Source organism: Pseudomonas sp. Irchel s3f10 (assembly GCF_900187515.1).
GTDB classification, from domain to species: domain Bacteria; phylum Pseudomonadota; class Gammaproteobacteria; order Pseudomonadales; family Pseudomonadaceae; genus Aquipseudomonas; species Aquipseudomonas tensinigenes.
In genome coordinates, this window is the sequence record NZ_FYDZ01000003.1 from 198,727 (window position 1) to 217,194 (window position 18,468).

Here is an 18,468-nt window from a genome sequence, read left to right on the forward strand (position 1 = left end):
TCAGCTTTCCAGCCAGACGTCCCGCGCCCAGTGCCATACCGATTCCCAGGTTTCTTCGGCAATCAACTCTTCTTCGGCCTGCCACAGCACCACCGTGCCATCCTCTTCGACGCAGTAGTAGTCATCGCCGTCCTGACAGATTGGAATCAGGCTGCGATCAACACCGGCATCCCAAGCGTTGGCGGCAACATCCGGCAAGTAGGTGTGGGATTGTGGGTCGGTGACAGTCACCGGTTCGAGGCTGCCGTACACCACATCGCTGACGGTCAGCAAAAACTCTCTGAAGACAAACGGAATGTCGATGAACAGCTGTTCTTCGATTTCGACCAGCAGATCTTCGTCAGGCAACTCCAAAGGAACCGGCACGGGTTCGTTGGCTTCACGCAGTTGTTCGATGATTTCTTCCACGTCCGGGATCCTCTTGCTTGAATGGCGCGGTTTATATGGGCCGGTTTATACAGTAGCTCGCTATAGATGCAACCGTGAAATAGAAAACCCCAGCCGAGGCCGGGGTTTTTATTACCGCAAGTGAAGCATGGGGAGGGATCAGCCGTTCTGGCGGATACCTGCAACCAGCCAAGGCTGGTTGTCGCCCTGCGGACGTTCCATGTTCCAGCTTTCGCTGAACACTTCGCCCTGGTCGAAGCGCGAGGACTTCGACACACCGCTGAAGGTCAGGGTGGCGATGGTCTTGTCGGCACGGTCATCCACGCCATCCAGTTGTACCTGGAGGTTGTCGATGTAGGTCGACTGGAACGCGTCGCCCAGATCCGCACGCTCACGCTTGAGGAACTCGAGCATTTGCGGGGTCACGAACTCGGCGATCTTGTCCATTTCATTGGCGTCCCAGTGCTGCTGCAGCGACTGGAAGTGGCTGCGTGCAGCTTCAAGGAAGTTCTGCTCATTGAACCAGGCCGGCGCGTTGATCACCGGACGGGCGGCAGCAGGTGCAGCCGAACCACCGAAGATCGAACCCATGGCAGCAGGCTTCTGCTCGAACGCTTCACGCTGCATCGGCGCGCCGGCCGGAGCGAATTGCTCCTGCTGCTTGCGTCGACGCGCGGCGATGAAGCGGAAGATCACGAACGCGATGACGGCCATGATCAGGATGTCGAAGATCTGCATGCCCTGGAAGCCGCCGCCCATGAACATGGATGCGAGCAGGCCACCGGCGGCGATACCGGCCAGAGGGCCGAGCCATTTCGAAGCACCGCCGGCCTTGGCAGCAGCGCCTGCGGCACCGGCAGCACCTGCGGTCGCAGCAGCGCCGCCGACACCTGGAGAAGAAGGAGCCATCTGGCTGGTCTGGTGCGTCGGCGCAGCGCCGGCGCTTTTGCCACCACCAAAGCGCTTGGCGTTGGCGTCGAGGCTCATCGTCAGGCCGATGCACAACGCCATGGCGATGCTAAGAAAACGTTTCATAAAGGGTATTCCCGTTTGTGGAGACACGCGCGCCATGTTGCACAGCTGAAGTGTTACTGGCTAGCGAGAGAGTGTTTCGGGCTTTTGCCTGACAGGTCGCGTTCAGCTTCGCGAGGCAATCAGCCTATGTACTTTTGTCTGTAGGAAAAGGAGATAGGTTCAGCGGGATTATTGGCTCAGAACACCGAACCCTGTGGGATCGAGCCTGCTCGCGAAGGCCGCACCGCGGTCTATCAGATCAACCGCGGTGATTTCATTCGCGAGCAGGCTCGCTCCCACATAAAAGCAAAATCGGCGTCAGATCGCTTCCAGCTTGGCGTAACCGAGCATCAGCCACTTGCTGCCTTCGCTGAAGTTCACCTGCACTCGCGCCTGTGCGCCAGCACCCTCAAAGTTGAGGATCACACCGTCGCCAAAGACCGAATGACGCACCGCCTGACCAAGGCTGAACCCCGTTTCCGGAATTTCGCTGCCGCTGAACAGGTTGCTGCCGCTCATCGACTGATTGCCGCCGAACGGTCGGCTGACGCTATTCGACAAGCGCACTTCCTGAATCAGGCCTTTCGGTACTTCTCGTACGAAACGCGAAACCTTGTTGTAGGTTTCGCTGCCGTATAGGCGTCGGGTTTCCGCGTAGGTCATCACCAGATTCTGCATCGCCCGGGTAATGCCCACGTAAGCCAGACGCCGCTCTTCTTCAAGGCGCCCGGGTTCTTCCAGGCTCATCTTGTGCGGGAACAGGCCTTCTTCCATGCCCACGAGGAACACGTAAGGGAATTCCAGGCCTTTGGCGCTGTGCAGGGTCATCAGCTGAATGCTGTCTTCATGCTCGTCGGCCTGGGTGTCGCCGGCCTCCAGCGAAGCGTGGCCGAGGAACGCCGCCAACGGCGTCAGCTCTTCGTCCTCTTCGGTGTTCTCGAAGTTGCGCGCGGCGCTGACCAGTTCCTCAAGGTTTTCTACCCGGGCCTGGCCTTTCTCGCCTTTTTCCGCTTCGTGATAAGCAATCAGGCCGGATTGCTCGATGACGGTTTGCGTCATCAAGTGCAGCGGCATCTCCATGCACTTGGCGGCGAGGTTCTCGATCAGCTCGATAAACGCACCGAGGGCACCCGCCGCGCGACCGGTCAGGCCTTTGTTGGCGACCAGTTGACGCATCGCTTCCCACATCGATACATCGCTGTGGCGCGCGTGATCGCGGATGGCCTCGACGGTTTTCTCGCCGATGCCACGGGCCGGCACGTTGATTACGCGTTCCAGCGCCGCATCGTTGCCGCGACCTTCGAGCAAACGCAGGTAGGCCATGGCGTTCTTGATTTCCGCACGCTCGAAGAAGCGCTGACCACCGTAGATACGGTACGGAATGCGCTCACGCAGCAAAGCTTCTTCCAGAACGCGCGATTGGGCGTTGGAGCGGTACAGAATCGCGATATCGCTACGGGCCAAGCCGGTTTTCAGCGCGCTTTCGATGGTTTCGACAACGTAGCGTGCTTCGTCGTGTTCGTTGAACGCGGCGTACAGATTGATTGCTTCGCCGTCGCCGCCATCGGTCCACAGCTCTTTGCCCAGACGCCCGGTGTTGTTGGCGATCAGGGCGTTGGCAGCCTTGAGGATGCCGGCGGTGGAGCGGTAGTTCTGCTCCAGACGAATGGTCACCGAGTCGGCGAAGTCGGACGAGTACTGATGAATGTTCTCGATCTTCGCGCCACGCCAGCCGTAAATCGACTGGTCGTCGTCGCCGACCACCATCAGGCTATCGCCGCCCTTGCCGAGCAGGCGCAACCAAGCGTACTGCACGGCGTTGGTGTCCTGGAACTCGTCCACCAGAATATGCCGGAAGCGCTTTTGGTAATGCGCCAAAAGGCCCGGATGATCGCGCCACAAGTCGAGTGCGCGCAGCAGCAGTTCGGAGAAATCGATGACTCCGGCACGCTGGCACGCCGCCTCGTAAGCCTCGTAGATGCCGCGCATGGTCGCCAGATACAGGTCGCCGCTGGCCTGAATGTGCTGCGGACGCAGACCTTCGTCTTTCTGGCCGTTGATGAACCACTGCGCCTGACGGGCCGGCCAGCGCTGCTCGTCGAGACCGAGCTCGCGGATCACCCGCTTGACCAGCCGTTGCTGGTCGTCGCTGTCGAGAATCTGGAAAGTCTGGCTCAGGCCTGCTTCCTGCCAGTGTGCCCGCAACAAGCGGTGCGCCAGGCCGTGGAAGGTGCCGACCCACATGCCCGCCGGGTTGATACCCAGCAACTGCTCGATGCGATGACGCATCTCCGCAGCGGCCTTGTTGGTGAAGGTCACCGACAGGATGGAGTGGGGCGAGGCGTTTTCGACCTGGATCAACCAGGCGATACGGTGCACCAGCACTCGGGTTTTACCGGAGCCAGCACCGGCCAGGACCAACTGACGGCCAACGGGGGCTGCTACGGCCTGGCGTTGGGCATCGTTGAGGGAGTTCAGCAGAAGGGAGAGATCATCGCGCATCGGGGCATTCTAGGGTGCGCCGCAGGCCCGGGCAAACCGAGCTTTGCATTAGCCGATGAAAGTGCTGCGAATGACGACCGGTCGGTCACCCGCTGCAAGCGTCAGCCTGCCTCGCTCTGCGGGTTTCGTTGGCTTCGCGGGGGCGAAAAGTTTCGCTGAAAATATGACCTGGAGCAGTTTGGCAACGGGATCGGCTTGTGTATGCTCCGTCCACGTTTCGGGCGCACGCCCTCCTTATAAGAACAAGAACGTTGCCCATGACCCTCAGCGCCGAACTGTCGGGCCCCTCTGTGGAACCCCGGGTTATCCGCAAGCACTATGCCGTCGAAATGGCGGTGGAGCGCACGCGTCTGCTGTATCAGGGCTCGTTGTTGCCCACGTTATTCATGTTGATCAATGGTCTGGTCTGCGCCGCTTTGCTCTGGAGCCCGCAGCGTTATTTCGTGGTCAGCGTCTGGCTGGTGTGGTTGTTGTCGCTGGTGGCGTTGCGGGTGATTCAGGTTGCCGCGTTCGATTCGGCGATCCCTGACCGTCAGGCGCAACCGATCTGGCGGCGGATGTTTCTGCTTGGCTCGACCATGACCGGTCTGACTCTGGCCGGCGCCGGCATCGCCCTGGTACCCGCCGACAACTTCATGCAACAAGCCTGGGTGTTCGGCCTGATCGGCGCCGCAACCCTGTCGGCCAGCGTCGCCTATGCGGTGAGCCTGCCGGCGTTTCTGTCGTTTACCTTGCCCTGTCTATTGCCGGCGATCGGTTATCTGTTCTGGGGCGGCGACGAGCAGGCGCGCGGCTGGGGCTGGCTCGGGTTGATCCTGCTCGGCTCCCTGAGCGTGGTGGCGTGGCAGGTCAATCGGCTGATTGATCGCGGTTTACTGCGGCGCTTCCAGAATCAGCACTTGATCGAACACCTGCAGCAGACTCAGTCGCGCAGCGAACAGCTCAATCAGGAACTGGCCAAGGAAATCGACCACCGGCGCTGTGCCGAGGGCAAGCTGCGCGAAGCCCAGGTCGAACTCGAAGACCGCGTGGCACAGCGCAGTCGAGAACTGGACGCGGCCAATCAAGCCCTGAGCAAAAGCGAGGCGCGGCTGGCGCTGGCGTTGAAGGCCAGTGAGTTGGGCCTGTGGGACTGGAACCTGCAAACTGACGAAGTCCACCACACGCAGATTCAGGAACTGTTCGGCCTCGCTCCGGAATACGTCACGGCGCTCCTGCGCGACCTCAAGCCGCGTCTGCATCCAGACGATGTGCCGACGCTGAAATACGCTTTGATCGAGCATTTGAAGGGACGCACCGAGGATTATCAGATCGAATACCGCGTGCGTCACAGCGATGGCCATTGGGTGTGGATCGAGGACCGTGGCCGCGCAGTAGAACGCAGCGACAGCGGGCGAGTCATCCGCATGGTCGGCACCCGCCGCGACATCAGCACCAGTAAAAGCCTCGAAGAGCAGCAACGGCTGGCGGCGACGGTGTTCGAAGCGGCCAGTGAAGGCATCGTGATTCTCGACCCGAACTACGCGCTGATCGCGATCAATCAGGCGTTCAGCCGGGTCACCGGTTACGACATCGAGGACATGCTCGGTCGCAACGTCGTCGAGTTACCGTGCAGCCGTGATGCCCGCCGCCATTACGTCGCCATCCGTCATGCACTTGAGCAACACGGCAGTTGGCAGGGCGAACTGGTTGAAACCCGCAAGAATGGCGAGCTGTATCCGCAGTGGTTGCAACTGAATGCAGTACGTGATGGTCGGGGAAATGTCAGCCATATCGTCGGCTTCTTCGCCGATCTTTCAGCGCGACGCGAATCCGAAGAGCGCATGCGTTACCTGACCCATTACGACGAACTGACTGGGTTGGCCAACCGCTCGCTGTTCCGCGAGCGACTGCACGAAGCGCATCAGCGCTCGCGCCAGGGCCGACGCAGTCTGGCGTTGCTGCACATCAACCTGGATCGCTTCAAATTGCTCAACGACAGTTTGGGCCATGAGATTGCCGACCAGTTGCTGCAGAAAATGGCGCGCCGGCTGGTCAACGCCTTGCCGGAAGCCGACACCATCGCCCGTCTTTCCGGCGATGAGTTTGCGGTGCTGTTCGACGCCTACGGCAACCTGTCGAGTCTGGCCCGGGTGGCCACGCGGTTGTCGGCCAAGTTGCGCTTGCCGCTGACCGTGGAAGGGCATGAACTGGTGGTCAGCGCGTCGATGGGCATCAGCATGTTGCCGGACAACGCGCGGGAGATTTCTGCGCTGGTCAGCCAATCGAACATGGCCATGCAACACGCCAAGCACCTGGGCGGTAACAATTTCCAGTTCTACACCGAAAGCCTGCAGGCCAGCACCCTTGAGCGCTTGCAGCTGGAAAACCAGTTGCGCAAGGCCATTGAAGACAAGCAACTGAAAGTGTTCTATCAGCCCAAACTGTGTCTGGAAACAGGGCGCTTGAATGCGGCGGAAGCGCTGGTGCGCTGGGATCATCCGACCATGGGTCGAGTACCGCCTGGAGATTTCATCGGGCTGGCCGAGGAAACAGGTCTGATCGGCCCGATCGGCGAATTCGTCCTGCGTCAGGCGTGCTGGCAGGCGTGCGAATGGCAGCGCGAGGGGCTGGAGCCGATCCGTGTTTCGGTGAATCTGTCGGTGCATCAATTGCGTCAGGGCAAGCTGGTCAGTCTGGTGCGCCAGGTGCTGGAGGAAACCGGTTTGGCGCCGAACTACCTCGAGCTGGAGCTAACCGAAAGCCAGTTGCTCGACAGCGTCGAACACATCATCGCGACCTTCCAGCAGTTGCGCGATCTGGGGGTGAAACTGGCGATCGATGATTTCGGCACCGGCTATTCGTCGCTGAGTTACCTCAAGCGTATTCCGGTGGATTACGTGAAGATCGATCAGGCATTCATTCGCGGGTTGGGTGAGGGCAGTGAAGATGCGGCGATCACTCGCGCGATCATTGCCATGGCCCATGGGCTGTCGCTGAAAGTCGTGGCCGAAGGCGTCGAGCGCCAGGATCAGCTGGAGTTTTTACGTGCCGAGCGTTGCGATGAAGTGCAGGGGTATCTGATCAGCCGGCCCGTGGAGGCTGACAGTCTGGCGGGGCTTTTGCGTGAACAGGAAAAACCGTTTTAAGGGCTACATGCGCTTCATCGCGCCTGATATGGGGACATCGAGTTACGCATTGAGCAGGCAAAAAGCCAATTCATGTAGTATAACTACAAGCGTGCTACATCCTTGCCCATAAGAAGAGTCCAGCCCCTTGAATCTGCTGCAACACATCGCCCAGTCACGTCACCTGTTACGCAAGTCGGAGCTCAAGGTCGCCGACCACGTGCTGCTTGACCCTGCGGCGGTGATGCACAGTTCCATGGCCGACCTGGCCCACAGCGTCGGCATCAGCGAGCCGACCATCGTGCGCTTCTGTCGCGCCATCGGTTGCTCCGGTTTTCAGGATCTCAAGCTCAAACTGGCGCAAAGCCTGGCCGCCGGTGCCAGCTTCGGCCAGTTCGCGATCCACGAAGACGACTCGGTCGCCGACTACAGCCTGAAAATTTTCGACACCACGTTGCACACCCTGATGGAGGTTCGCGAGAAGCTCGACCCGATCGAGTTGCAGCGTGCGGTGACACTGATGTCGCAAGCGCAGCGGGTCGAGTTCTATGGCTTCGGCGCCTCGGGCGCGGTGGCGGCTGATGCCCAGCACAAGTTCTTCCGTTTGCTGCTGACCGCAGCGGCGTATTCCGATCCGCACATGCAGGCGATGTCAGCGGTAACCTTGAAGCCGACCGATGTGGCGATCTGCATTTCGCAGTCCGGGCGTTCCAAGGATTTGCTGATCACTGCCAATCTGGTGCGTGAGAGCGGCGCTTCGCTGATTACCTTGTGCCCGAGTCAGACGCCGTTGGCCGAATTGTCGACGGTCAATCTGGCGATCGATGTGCATGAGGACACGGAAATCTATACGCCGCTGACTTCGCGCATTGCGCATCTGGTGGTAATCGATGTGTTGGCGATGGGCGTGGCCATGGCGCGCGGGCCGAGCCTGGTCAATCACCTCAAGAGCGTGAAGCGCAGTCTACGTAGTCTGCGCTTGTCGCCAAAAGCCGCCAAAGCGTTGGATGACTGAAGCCATCCAAGGTCGTTCCGACCTTATTCGCGAGCAGGCTCGCTCCCACAGGGGATCTCCGGGGTACACAAATTCTGTGTCATGCCGATATCAAATGTGGGAGCGAGCCTGCTCGCGAAGGCGTCCTCAAAAACACCACAACCTTGCGCAAGTTTCATCGCACTGTCATCCACACGCAGCCAAACCGTCATCCCCGCCGCCTATCGTGAAACTCCCGTCATCGCCTTGGGAGACTCGAAATGGCTCAGCCCTACGAAGAACGCAACAGCGCCGCGAAAACCCGTCGTCAGCAGGAAGATCAGCGCCGCATGGAATTTCGCCGCGCCATCGAAGATCGTTTCGAACTCCGTCAGCTTCAAGCCGAAATCGGAGACTTTCCCGAGATTACTCACTGGCAGGCGGCACCCGCAGCTTCCCGTCGAAGCGCTCAACCAGCGCGCTGATCTGCACGCGCTCGCTACGGATAAACGCCAGGAAGGCGTGCGCCACCGGTGACAAGCGTTTGGCTTTCGCTTGCACCAGGCACCAGCTACGGAAAAGCGGCAATTCCTCGACCGGCAACTCGACGAGTCCGCCGGTCGCCAGCTCCAGGTTCAGGGCGTGGCGCGTCAACAGCGCCAGGCCCAGACCCGCTTGCACACATTCACGCTGCGCTTCGGCCGAGGCCACTTCCTGGGTCTGGGTGAAGTGCACGCGTTTCTCTTTGAAATATTCCTCGCACGCCAACCGCGTCCCTGAACCGGGTTCGCGAATCAGCAGCGTGTAAGGCTCAAGATCTTGAAGACGCAGTGGCCCCATGTGCGCCAGCGGGTGATCCGGGCGCGCCACGGCAACAATCGGGTTGTTGAGGAACGGCAGGAATTCCAGACCCATGTCCTGCGGCACCATCGACATGATCACCAGATCGTCGCGGTTGTCCGAGAGCCTGCGAATCACTTGGCCACGGTTGACCACGGTCAGTTGCAGATTCACTTCCGGATGCTGTCGCTTGAATGCGGCGAACAGGTGCGGCACGAAATACTTGGCGCTGGATTCCACCGCCAGTTTCAGCTGACCTTGCAGCGATCCCTGCATGTCCGACAGCTGCATATCGAGGTTTTCCAGGCGCCCGAAGATGTCCCGACTGGCACGCTGCAAGGCTTCAGCGGCCTCGGTCATGTAGAGTTTTTTGCCGACGTAATCGAATAATGGCTGGCCGATCAGCTCTTCGAGTTGACGAATCTGTAGGCTGACGGCTGGCTGTGTGAGGGACATTTCCTCGGCTGCGCGGCTGTAGGAGCGTAAATCACACACTTCGTTGAAGATCTGCAACTGACGCAATGTCATACGCATCAAGGACTTACGCATTTTTTACAGGCTCTGACCGCTGGCGGATGTTTCAACTATAAGTCTTTGCTTATGCCTGACCCAATTTTTATTCATTTTTGTTAATTCCTCATGAGCGCTAGTGTGGACCTGCGACTAAATTGAAACATTTGGTCACGCGTCGACCTGGGTCTAGCAGGTCGTGGTGCCACCGGCTCAAGGGAACCTCCAAGTGATAACAAAGATCCTGATCGCCAACCGTGGTGAGATTGCCGTACGAATCGTGCGAGCCTGCGCCGAAATGGGCATTCGCTCGGTTGCGATTTTTTCCGACGCCGACCGCCATGCACTGCATGTGAAGCGTGCGGACGAGGCCCACAGCATCGGTGCCGAGCCACTGGCCGGTTACCTGAACCCGCGCAAGCTGGTGAACCTGGCGGTTGAAACCGGCTGTGATGCGCTGCACCCCGGTTACGGTTTCCTCTCGGAAAACGCCGAGCTGGCAGACATCTGCGCCGAACGCGGAATCAAATTCATTGGTCCGTCGGCAGAAGTCATTCGCCGCATGGGCGACAAGACCGAAGCGCGCCGCAGCATGATCAAGGCCGGCGTACCGGTGACGCCGGGCACCGAAGGCAACGTTGCTGACATCGAAGAGGCCTTGGCCGAGGGCGACCGTATCGGTTACCCGGTGATGCTCAAAGCCACCTCCGGTGGTGGCGGTCGTGGCATCCGTCGCTGCAACAGCCGCGAAGAACTCGAACAGAATTTCCCTCGCGTCATCTCCGAAGCGACCAAGGCCTTTGGTTCTGCCGAAGTGTTCCTGGAAAAATGTATCGTCAATCCCAAGCACATCGAAGCGCAGATACTCGGCGACAGCTTCGGCAACGTCGTGCACCTGTTTGAGCGTGATTGCTCGATCCAGCGCCGCAACCAGAAGCTCATCGAAATCGCCCCGAGCCCGCAACTGACCCCGGAACAGCGTGCCTACATCGGCGACCTGTCAGTGCGTGCGGCCAAGGCTGTCGGTTACGAGAACGCCGGCACCGTGGAGTTTCTGCTCGCCGAGGGCGAGGTGTACTTCATGGAGATGAACACCCGGGTGCAGGTGGAACACACCATCACCGAAGAAATCACCGGGATCGACATCGTCCGCGAACAGATTCGCATCGCCTCCGGCCTGCCGTTGTCGGTGAAGCAGGAAGACATCCAGCACCGTGGTTTCGCGTTGCAGTTCCGCATTAACGCCGAAGACCCGAAGAACAACTTCCTGCCGAGCTTCGGCAAGATCACCCGTTACTACGCCCCCGGCGGTCCGGGCGTGCGCACCGACACAGCGATCTACACCGGCTACACCATTCCGCCGTTCTACGACTCGATGTGCCTGAAACTGGTGGTCTGGGCACTGACCTGGGAAGAGGCGATGGACCGTGGCCTGCGCGCCCTTGACGACATGCGCCTGCAAGGTGTGAAGACCACCGCCGCGTACTACCAGGAAATCCTGCGCAACCCGGAATTCCGTAGCGGCCAGTTCAATACCAGCTTCGTTGAAAGCCACCCGGAACTGACCAACTACTCGATCAAGCGCAAACCCGAAGAGCTGGCCCTGGCCATCGCCGCCGCCATCGCCGCCCACGCAGGCCTATGAATGAAACAGCTGCGAGCTTTTAGCTGCAAGCGGCAAGTAAAAGCAGATTGGCTTTTTCTTGCAGCTCGTAGCTTGAAGCTTGCCGCTATGAGGAGATACCAATGACTAAGAAGATCTTCGTTACCGATACCATCCTGCGCGACGCTCACCAATCGCTGCTCGCCACCCGCATGCGCACCGAAGACATGCTGCCGATCTGCGACAAGCTCGACAAAGTCGGCTACTGGTCGCTGGAGTGCTGGGGCGGCGCGACGTTCGACGCCTGCGTTCGCTTCCTGAAGGAAGATCCGTGGGAGCGTCTGCGCCAACTGCGCGCGGCGCTGCCTAATACCCGTCTGCAAATGCTCCTGCGCGGCCAGAACCTGCTCGGCTACCGCCACTACAGCGACGACGTGGTCAAAGCCTTCGTCGCCAAGGCCGCGGTGAATGGCATCGACGTTTTCCGTATCTTCGACGCGATGAACGATGTGCGTAACCTGCGCGTGGCCATCGAAGCAGTGAAAGCGGCCGGCAAACATGCCCAAGGCACCATCGCTTACACCACCAGCCCGGTGCACACCATTGACGCGTTCGTGGCCCAAGCCAAGCAGATGGAAGCCATGGGTTGCGACTCGGTGGCGATCAAGGACATGGCCGGTCTGCTGACCCCTTACGCGACTGGCGAACTGGTCCGCGCGTTGAAAACCGAGCAGTCGCTGCCGGTGTTTATCCACTCGCACGACACTGCCGGTCTGGCGACCATGTGCCAGCTCAAGGCCATCGAAAACGGCGCCGACCATATCGACACCGCGATCTCCAGCTTCGCGTCGGGCACCAGCCATCCCGGCACCGAGTCGATGGTTGCGGCACTCAAGGGCACCGAGTACGACACCGGTCTGAACCTCGAACTGCTGCAAGAGATCGGTCTGTACTTCTACGCCGTGCGCAAGAAGTACCACCAGTTCGAAAGCGAATTCACTGCCGTCGACACCCGTGTGCAGGTCAACCAGGTGCCGGGCGGGATGATCTCCAACCTCGCCAACCAGCTGAAGGAGCAGGGCGCCCTCAACCGTATGGCCGAAGTGCTCGCGGAAATCCCGCGCGTGCGTGAAGACCTCGGCTTCCCGCCGCTGGTGACCCCGACTTCGCAGATTGTCGGCACCCAGGCGTTCTTCAACGTGCTGGCCGGCGAGCGCTACAAGACCATCACCAACGAAGTGAAGCTGTACCTGCAGGGCGGCTACGGCAAGGCGCCGGGCGTGGTCAACGAAAAACTGCGTCGTCAGGCGATCGGCAGTGAAGAAGTTATCGATGTGCGTCCGGCCGATCTGCTCAAGCCGGAAATGACCAAGCTGCGTGCCGATATCGGTGCACTGGCCAAGTCCGAAGAAGACGTGCTGACCTTTGCGATGTTCCCGGACATCGGCCGCAAGTTCCTCGAAGAGCGTGCCGCCGGCACCCTCACGCCAGAAGTGTTGCTGCCGATTCCGGAGGCTGGCAGCGTTGCTTCGGCGGGTGGCGAAGGCGTGCCGACCGAGTTTGTCATCGACGTCCACGGTGAAACCTACCGCGTCGACATCACCGGTGTCGGCGTCAAGGCTGAAGGCAAGCGTCACTTCTACCTGTCCATCGACGGCATGCCGGAAGAAGTGGTGTTCGAACCGCTCAACGAGTTCGTCGGCGGTGGCAGCAGCAAGCGAAAGCAAGCCTCTGCACCGGGCCACGTCAGCACCACCATGCCGGGCAACATCGTTGATGTGCTGGTCAAGGAGGGCGATACCGTCAAGGCCGGCCAGGCTGTGCTGATCACCGAAGCGATGAAGATGGAAACCGAAGTCCAGGCAGCGATTGCCGGCAAGGTCACCGCGATTCATGTGGCTAAGGGTGACCGGGTCAACCCGGGCGAAATTCTGATCGAGATCGAAGGCTGAGATAACGGCCGCGATCGAACGCTTTAAACCTCGGGGGGGCATGTGCTCCCCTTTTTTTTCATGCGGAATTTGTCTGCATCACATGAGACCTATGTGGGAGCGAGCCTGCTCGCGAAGAGGAGTGTCAGTCGATATTTATTCAACTGACAGATCGCATTCGCGAGCAGGCTCGCTCCCACAGTGACGATGTTCAATCCGTCAGAACGCCATGCGCCATTGGCCCATCACACCGTGAGTGCGGCTGTCAGTGGCCATCTCACCGGTGAGACCAACACCGACCGTGTGATTGGCAGACAGCCCGAGATCAATGCCTGCATCCAAGGCCAGGCTGTTGCGATCCAGCGCGGCACCGGCAACCTCAAAGCGCTTGCCACCCTTGACCAATTGTTGGCGGGTGTCGCTTTCGATCTCGCCAAAGGTGTGTTTCCAGCCGGCACTGAAGCGCGGCGTCAACGTCATGCCGTTATCCAGCCGATTGATTTTTGCCGTGCGCAGACCGAAGGTGCTGCTGAGGTTGTCCCGGGTTTGCCCAAAGACTTTCAGCGCCGCATCTCCGCCTTTTTCGCTGTAGCTGTCGCGCTGGTAGCGCTGATACCCGACGCTGGCGAACGGTTCGAGCGTCGCGTTGTGCCGGCCAACATTGACCGCCAGTTCGGCAAAGGCTTGCTGAGTGTTGGCGTCGTAGTTGCCCTTGAGGCGATCGCTGAAGCCGTTGAAGGCCACGCGACGTTTGCTGTCGCCGTCATGGCTGGCATAGGTCGCCCCGAGACGCAGTGAAAATGGTCCGTCTTGACGCACGGCATAGGCACCGAGGTGCCAGCTGTCGAGGTCGCCCTCATATTGCCGGGCGTCGAGTCTGGTCTGCGATTTACCACCGACCAGGCCGATATGCCATTGCTCATCGAGCCGCCAGTCGGCGCCCATGACCAGACCTTGAGTGGCGTGTTTGAGGGTGCTGTCGAAGTCGCGGTCGACCTTGCCGCCATGGCCAAGCGCCTGAATCCACACGCGCCCTGAATCGGCAGCGCCGGCGGCCTGACGCGGTGAGTTGCCGGAGTTGTAGGCAGAACCGTAACGGCTATTCAGTTGTTGCATGGCCGAAAGCATGCTCGCGCTCACCGGAGTGATACTGCTCAGCGTGGCTTTGGCGAGGTTGGCATTGCTGCCGGCGGCGAGTTGTTCGAGGGCGACCGGTGCGGTGGTTTTGTCGCTGGTCAGAAGCGCGGCGACTGCTGCGTTTGCAGGTTTTATTGGCGCAGGTGCGGGCTGTTCGGCGGACTCGTTAACTTGCGCAGTAAGAGGTTCGTCCGGCATTGGCGATGGGACGGACTCTGCAATGGGAGTCGGCGCTGAAGTCGGAACAGGAACAGAAATTGGAGCTGGTGCAGACGCCGTCAATGGCGTTGGTGTCGATGATGGCGCAGGTGATGTTGGATCGACAATGCCCTCGGCAGCGGCACGAGCGTTGTCTGTCGTGGCAACGCTCGCAAGCGGCTCACCGTTACGGGCGTAAGTCAGCCCGACGGATTTTTTGTTGTATTGAGGTGTGGCGGTCATAAAGGCGAGGTTGTTAAGGACATTGCCGAATTCGCCTTCTACCTTGCCGGCTTCGATGATTTTGTACTGGCGACTTTGCGGATACTCCCCTGGAACGGCAACGACGTTCAGGGTTGCACCTTCCAGCCTGGCAGTGCCATCGACCTTGATCGTTTGACTGCCACTGGGCGTGACCTCATAAGCCAGTTCGGCGGTTGGGGACAAGCGCAAGTCGCCTTTCACGCGCGGGCTGCCGAGTACCCCATTGACGGTGAGCAGGCCGGCGACCTCCAGGCTTCCCACCACACCTTTACCGGCAAAGCTGCCACCTCTTTCGACATAGACGTCGCCCTTGATGCCCCCCAGGTTGGTCAAAGCGCTACCGCTGTTGACCAGCACGCCGTCCTTGAAGTCTCCCCTGGAACTCAGAGTCCAGTCGCCCCGGCTGAGGAGCAGGCCGTTGAAATTACGCGTGTCTTTCAGCTCGCCGCCTGCCGCTGCATCCAGGAACAGGACGTTATCTCCCCCGCCACCATCCAGCAGGCCGGTAAAGCTTGCGCCGTCCGTGAGCGTGATCAGATCGTTTACAGCGGTACCTTTAAACGTTTCTTCAGGGGTTTTAAAAGCGATGGGTACCGTACTTGGGTCGGTGAGAAATCCCTTGAGTCGTTCAAGCGCCATTTCTTTAGCGCTGGTTTCGGGCAATTCAGTGGCATTCACTACTGCGGTTGAATCAGCGACTTCAGAGGATTGCTGAGCGTTGGCAAGCTCTACACAAGCCAGCGCCAGCGAAATGGCCAAGGCCAGGTGTTTTGGTTTGAACGTGTGTCGAATGGGCATTGAGTGGAGCCTCTGTTTGCAGGAGACCTCAACTCTATTGATGCACCGAAAAATCCGATGTCGGCTGCTTCCCGCACGCTTGCAGGCGACATCGGATCGTTTTGTAGAAAAAGACCGAGAGAACCGCTACCTCGATTTTTACTCGGTCGCAGCGGTCCTTTTTCCTACAAACAATCAAGACCGCGCCGCCTGTTCAACCTCAAAAACTCATCTGCCACTGCCCGATCAAACCGTGATTGCGGCTGTTGCTGCCGATCTCACCGCTGTATCCCACACCCAAGGTATGCCGCGCAGAAATCCCCACATCCAGCCCGGCCTCCAGCACCAGGCTGTCACGATCCAGCGAGCTGCCATCGACGCTGAATGCCGTGCCACCAGTCACAAACGCCTGACGCGTCGAGCTGCCGACATCGCCATAAGTGTGTTTCCAGCCAGCAGCCATGCGCGGCGTTACGCTCATGCCATTGTCGAGGCTGCTCAGGTGCGCCAGGCGCAGGCCGAAGGTACTGCTGAAGTTGTCCTGGGTCTGGCTGTCGACTTGCAGCGCGGCGGCGCCACCTTTTTCCTGGTAGCTGTCGCGGTGGTAACGCTGATAACCGAGGCTGGCGAACGGCTCGGCGCTGAGGCGGCCACTGCCCATGGCGTAGCCGACTTCGGCGAAGGCTTGCTGGCTGTCGGCGTCGTAGTCGCCTTTCGGGCGGTCGCTGAAACCATTGAAGGCGATGGTGCGTTTGCTTTCGCCCTGATGGCCGCTGTACGCCGCGCCGAGACGCAGCGCGATCGGGCCGTTCTGATGCAATGCGTAGACGCCGGCGTGCCAGCTCTGGACGTTGCCGTCGACGCCGGTCGCATCCAGATCGGTTTTCGAATAGCCGCCCAGTACGCCCAGACGCCACGCCGGGTTCAGTGACCAGTCGGCGCCCAGCACGCTGCCCTTGGTGCGTTGCTCCAGACCACTGCTGCCGTGCTCGCCATCGAGTTTGCCGTAGCCGCCGATGCCTTGCAGCCAGAGGCGGCCGCGTGCGTTCGGGTCATTCAGGTTGCGCGCCTCGGACGGCACGCCATTGGCTGCCAGCACGGGGGTGTCACGCTGATCGAGACCGACCAGCAGTCCCGGGCTGCCGCCCATTTGCTGCATGGCCGAGAGCATGCTGCTGCCGACCTGACTGCTGGCGCCGAGGGTGGCGCTGGTCAGGTTGGCGTTGCTGGCACCGGCCAGTTGCTCGATCGCCGCGCCGGCGCTGCTTTGGCTGGTATTGAGCAAGGCGTTGTACAGCGCACTGTTTTTGCCGATTGAGGCGAGGCTGTTGGCGGCGTTTGTGCCGTTGCCGGCCGTGGCGAACTCATTGAAAGCCACGTCGTTGCGAGTGTAGGTCAGGTCAACTTGGGTAGGCGTGTAGGCGAGGGTCGGCGTCAGGAATGCGTAGTCGCTGCTGACCGTGCCGAAAGTGCCGTTGACCTGTGCCGCTTGCAGCACGGTGTAGTGGCTCTGCCATGGATACGTGCCGCTGCCGGGATTCACCGCGAGGGTTGCGCCGTTGAGATTGGCGATGCCGCCGACCTGTACCGGCGCGCTGCTGCCGTCGGCATTGACGCCGTAAGCGAGGGTGGCTGTGCTGGCCATGTTCAAATCGCGCACGATGGTTGCGCGACCGAGGCTGGTATCGGTGCGCAATGTGCCGTTGACAGTGAGGCTGCCCACCGAACCGCCACCGGCATATACACCGCCGGCATCCACGGTCAGGTTGCCGGCGATGCTGCCCTGGTTGACCAGTGTGGCACCGTTGCGCACCGCGCCGCCGTCGCTGAAATCATCATGGCCGGTCAGCGTCCAGGTGCCTTGCTTGACCTCCAGCCATTCGAAGTTGCGACTGGCGCCGAAGCTGCCACCGGCCGCGTCATCCATCACCACCCGGTCGTAACCGCTGCCGCCATCCACAACGCCGACAAAGCGACTGCCGTTGCGCAAGGTCAGGCTGTCGTTGCCGCTGCCCAGATCCAGCGCCAGGCCATTGCTGCCACTGATCGTGCCGCCGTTAATGACGCTGTCGGCGAACTCGCCGACGAATTTCACGCCGAACCCGTTGAGGCCTTGAATCGTGCCGAAGTTTTCCAGCGTGGTCGCCGCCAGTCCCGAACCGCCGCTGCCATCGTCGACCAGAATGGCGCTGTCGGCACCGCTGATCAAAGCGTTGCTGGCGTTGAGGATGTAACCGCCACCCAGCGCGATACCCTCGCTGCCATTGGCGAAACCGCCCTTGTCCACACCGCCGGCGCCGACGCCCTGAATGGTCCCGTAGTTTTCGATGTGGGCGATCTTGTCGATGTCCACGCCGTCGCCGTCACCGTTCGCTTGCAAGCCTGAGTAAGCCCCGGTGATGGTGCCGTGGTTAATCACCGTGCCATCGCCGTCGGAACCGAAGCCGGAACCATTGCGGCCGGTGATCTGCCCGTAGTTGATCAGCGTCGCGCCGAGATCAGTGGTGATGCCATGGCGGCCACCGGAGATTACCCCGTAGTTGGTCACGCTGACACCGCTCGCGGAATCGATATCGATGCCGTCGAATTTCTCGTCGGCATTGTGCGAATCGCCGGTGGAAATCTCGCCGTAGTTGGTAATGGTCGCGTTGGCGCCGGTCTTCATGCCGTCGCTGGCGTCGCCGCGAATCAGCCCGCTGGCGCGGTTGATGATGGTGGTCTTCACGCCGTCACTGCGCATCGCGTCCAGATCCAGACCCTGGCCGGTGGTGGAGCGAATCACGCCGCTGTTGTCGATCACCAAACTGCCGCTGACGAAATTGCTGTCGATGCGCAAGGCGTCGTTGGCGCCGAGAATCTGCCCACCGCTGCGGTTGTAGATCGTGTAGTTGCGCGCTTGGGTCAGGTCGCCGCTGCTGTCGATGGCCCGGCCACCGCTGGAAACGATTTTCCCGGCGTTATCGATCACCACACCGACACCGCTGGTGCTGTCTTTCAGGCTCACGGCCTTGCCGCTGTTGGTGATGCTGCCCGGCGCCGAAATCGTCAACGTGTCGCTGCCGCCCAGCGTTTGTGCTGCGGTGGTGGCGGTGTCGATCTGCACGGTTTTGCCGTGGGCTGCCGTGGCGGTGATCAACAGGGCAATGGCGAGGGACAGACGCTGGGGCGGGAACGGCATGGTCGTACGGCCTTCTTGTTATAAGCGGGCCGTCCTGTATAGCGAAG

General features: G+C 60.4%; 11 protein-coding genes. 5 read left to right on the top strand and 6 right to left on the bottom strand.

Features of this window, described 5'->3' with window-relative positions; translation table 11 throughout:
- From CKW17_RS10065 to uvrD, 3 genes are all read right to left on the bottom strand, one after another.
- A complete protein-coding gene (locus tag CKW17_RS10065; RefSeq protein WP_003187120.1) occupies positions 1–408 on the bottom strand; it encodes an SMI1/KNR4 family protein in 408 nt (135 codons plus the stop codon).
- A gap of 138 nt (positions 409–546) precedes the next feature.
- Positions 547–1,422 (bottom strand): Tim44 domain-containing protein, encoded by an 876-nt coding sequence (locus CKW17_RS10070; protein WP_095119739.1) that lies wholly within the window; start codon positions 1,420–1,422, stop codon positions 547–549.
- 297 nt (positions 1,423–1,719) lie between these two features.
- The gene (gene uvrD / locus CKW17_RS10075; RefSeq protein ID WP_016984013.1) at positions 1,720–3,903 is read right to left on the bottom strand and encodes a DNA helicase II; all 2,184 of its coding nucleotides are present in this window, start codon (positions 3,901–3,903) and stop codon (positions 1,720–1,722) included.
- A gap of 257 nt (positions 3,904–4,160) precedes the next feature.
- Between uvrD and CKW17_RS10080 the strand changes: the two genes are divergently transcribed.
- From CKW17_RS10080 to CKW17_RS10090, 3 genes are all read left to right on the top strand, one after another.
- Positions 4,161–7,031, top strand: coding sequence for a bifunctional diguanylate cyclase/phosphodiesterase (locus CKW17_RS10080; RefSeq protein WP_095119740.1), 2,871 nt, complete (start codon positions 4,161–4,163; stop codon positions 7,029–7,031).
- 127 nt (positions 7,032–7,158) lie between these two features.
- Positions 7,159–8,025 (top strand): transcriptional regulator HexR, encoded by an 867-nt coding sequence (gene hexR / locus CKW17_RS10085; RefSeq protein WP_008078846.1) that lies wholly within the window; start codon positions 7,159–7,161, stop codon positions 8,023–8,025.
- A gap of 239 nt (positions 8,026–8,264) precedes the next feature.
- Positions 8,265–8,468: a PA3496 family putative envelope integrity protein gene (locus CKW17_RS10090; RefSeq protein ID WP_008078845.1), complete on the top strand. Its 204-nt coding sequence runs from the start codon at positions 8,265–8,267 to the stop codon at positions 8,466–8,468.
- Here the strand turns inward: CKW17_RS10090 and CKW17_RS10095 are convergent.
- Positions 8,410–9,372: a LysR family transcriptional regulator gene (locus tag CKW17_RS10095; RefSeq protein WP_095119741.1), complete on the bottom strand. Its 963-nt coding sequence runs from the start codon at positions 9,370–9,372 to the stop codon at positions 8,410–8,412. The genes CKW17_RS10090 and CKW17_RS10095 overlap by 59 nt on opposite strands.
- Before the next feature lie 190 nt (positions 9,373–9,562).
- Between CKW17_RS10095 and CKW17_RS10100 the strand changes: the two genes are divergently transcribed.
- On the top strand, positions 9,563–10,978 hold the full coding sequence (locus CKW17_RS10100; RefSeq protein WP_025112637.1) for an acetyl-CoA carboxylase biotin carboxylase subunit: 1,416 nt from the start codon (positions 9,563–9,565) through the stop codon (positions 10,976–10,978).
- Between the two features lie 101 nt (positions 10,979–11,079).
- On the top strand, positions 11,080–12,888 hold the full coding sequence (oadA, locus tag CKW17_RS10105; RefSeq protein WP_095119742.1) for a sodium-extruding oxaloacetate decarboxylase subunit alpha: 1,809 nt from the start codon (positions 11,080–11,082) through the stop codon (positions 12,886–12,888).
- A gap of 198 nt (positions 12,889–13,086) precedes the next feature.
- Here oadA and CKW17_RS10110 read toward each other — a convergent pair whose 3' ends face one another.
- Positions 13,087–15,264 (bottom strand): autotransporter domain-containing protein, encoded by a 2,178-nt coding sequence (locus tag CKW17_RS10110; RefSeq protein ID WP_095119743.1) that lies wholly within the window; start codon positions 15,262–15,264, stop codon positions 13,087–13,089.
- A 199-nt stretch (positions 15,265–15,463) separates the two neighbouring features.
- Positions 15,464–18,421, bottom strand: a complete 2,958-nt coding sequence (locus CKW17_RS10115; protein ID WP_095119744.1) for an autotransporter domain-containing protein — start codon at positions 18,419–18,421, stop codon at positions 15,464–15,466.
- Positions 18,422–18,468: the final 47 nt, after the last annotated feature.

Coding starts and splice junctions, on each gene's coding strand:
- CKW17_RS10070 (WP_095119739.1), bottom strand. CDS start 1,422: ATGAAACGTTTTCTTAGCATCGCCATGGCGTTGTGCATCGGCCTGACG.
- uvrD (WP_016984013.1), bottom strand. CDS start 3,903: ATGCGCGATGATCTCTCCCTTCTGCTGAACTCCCTCAACGATGCCCAA.
- CKW17_RS10080 (WP_095119740.1), top strand. CDS start 4,161: ATGACCCTCAGCGCCGAACTGTCGGGCCCCTCTGTGGAACCCCGGGTT.
- CKW17_RS10090 (WP_008078845.1), top strand. CDS start 8,265: ATGGCTCAGCCCTACGAAGAACGCAACAGCGCCGCGAAAACCCGTCGT.
- CKW17_RS10095 (WP_095119741.1), bottom strand. CDS start 9,372: ATGCGTAAGTCCTTGATGCGTATGACATTGCGTCAGTTGCAGATCTTC.
- oadA (WP_095119742.1), top strand. CDS start 11,080: ATGACTAAGAAGATCTTCGTTACCGATACCATCCTGCGCGACGCTCAC.
- CKW17_RS10110 (WP_095119743.1), bottom strand. CDS start 15,264: ATGCCCATTCGACACACGTTCAAACCAAAACACCTGGCCTTGGCCATT.
- CKW17_RS10115 (WP_095119744.1), bottom strand. CDS start 18,421: ATGCCGTTCCCGCCCCAGCGTCTGTCCCTCGCCATTGCCCTGTTGATC.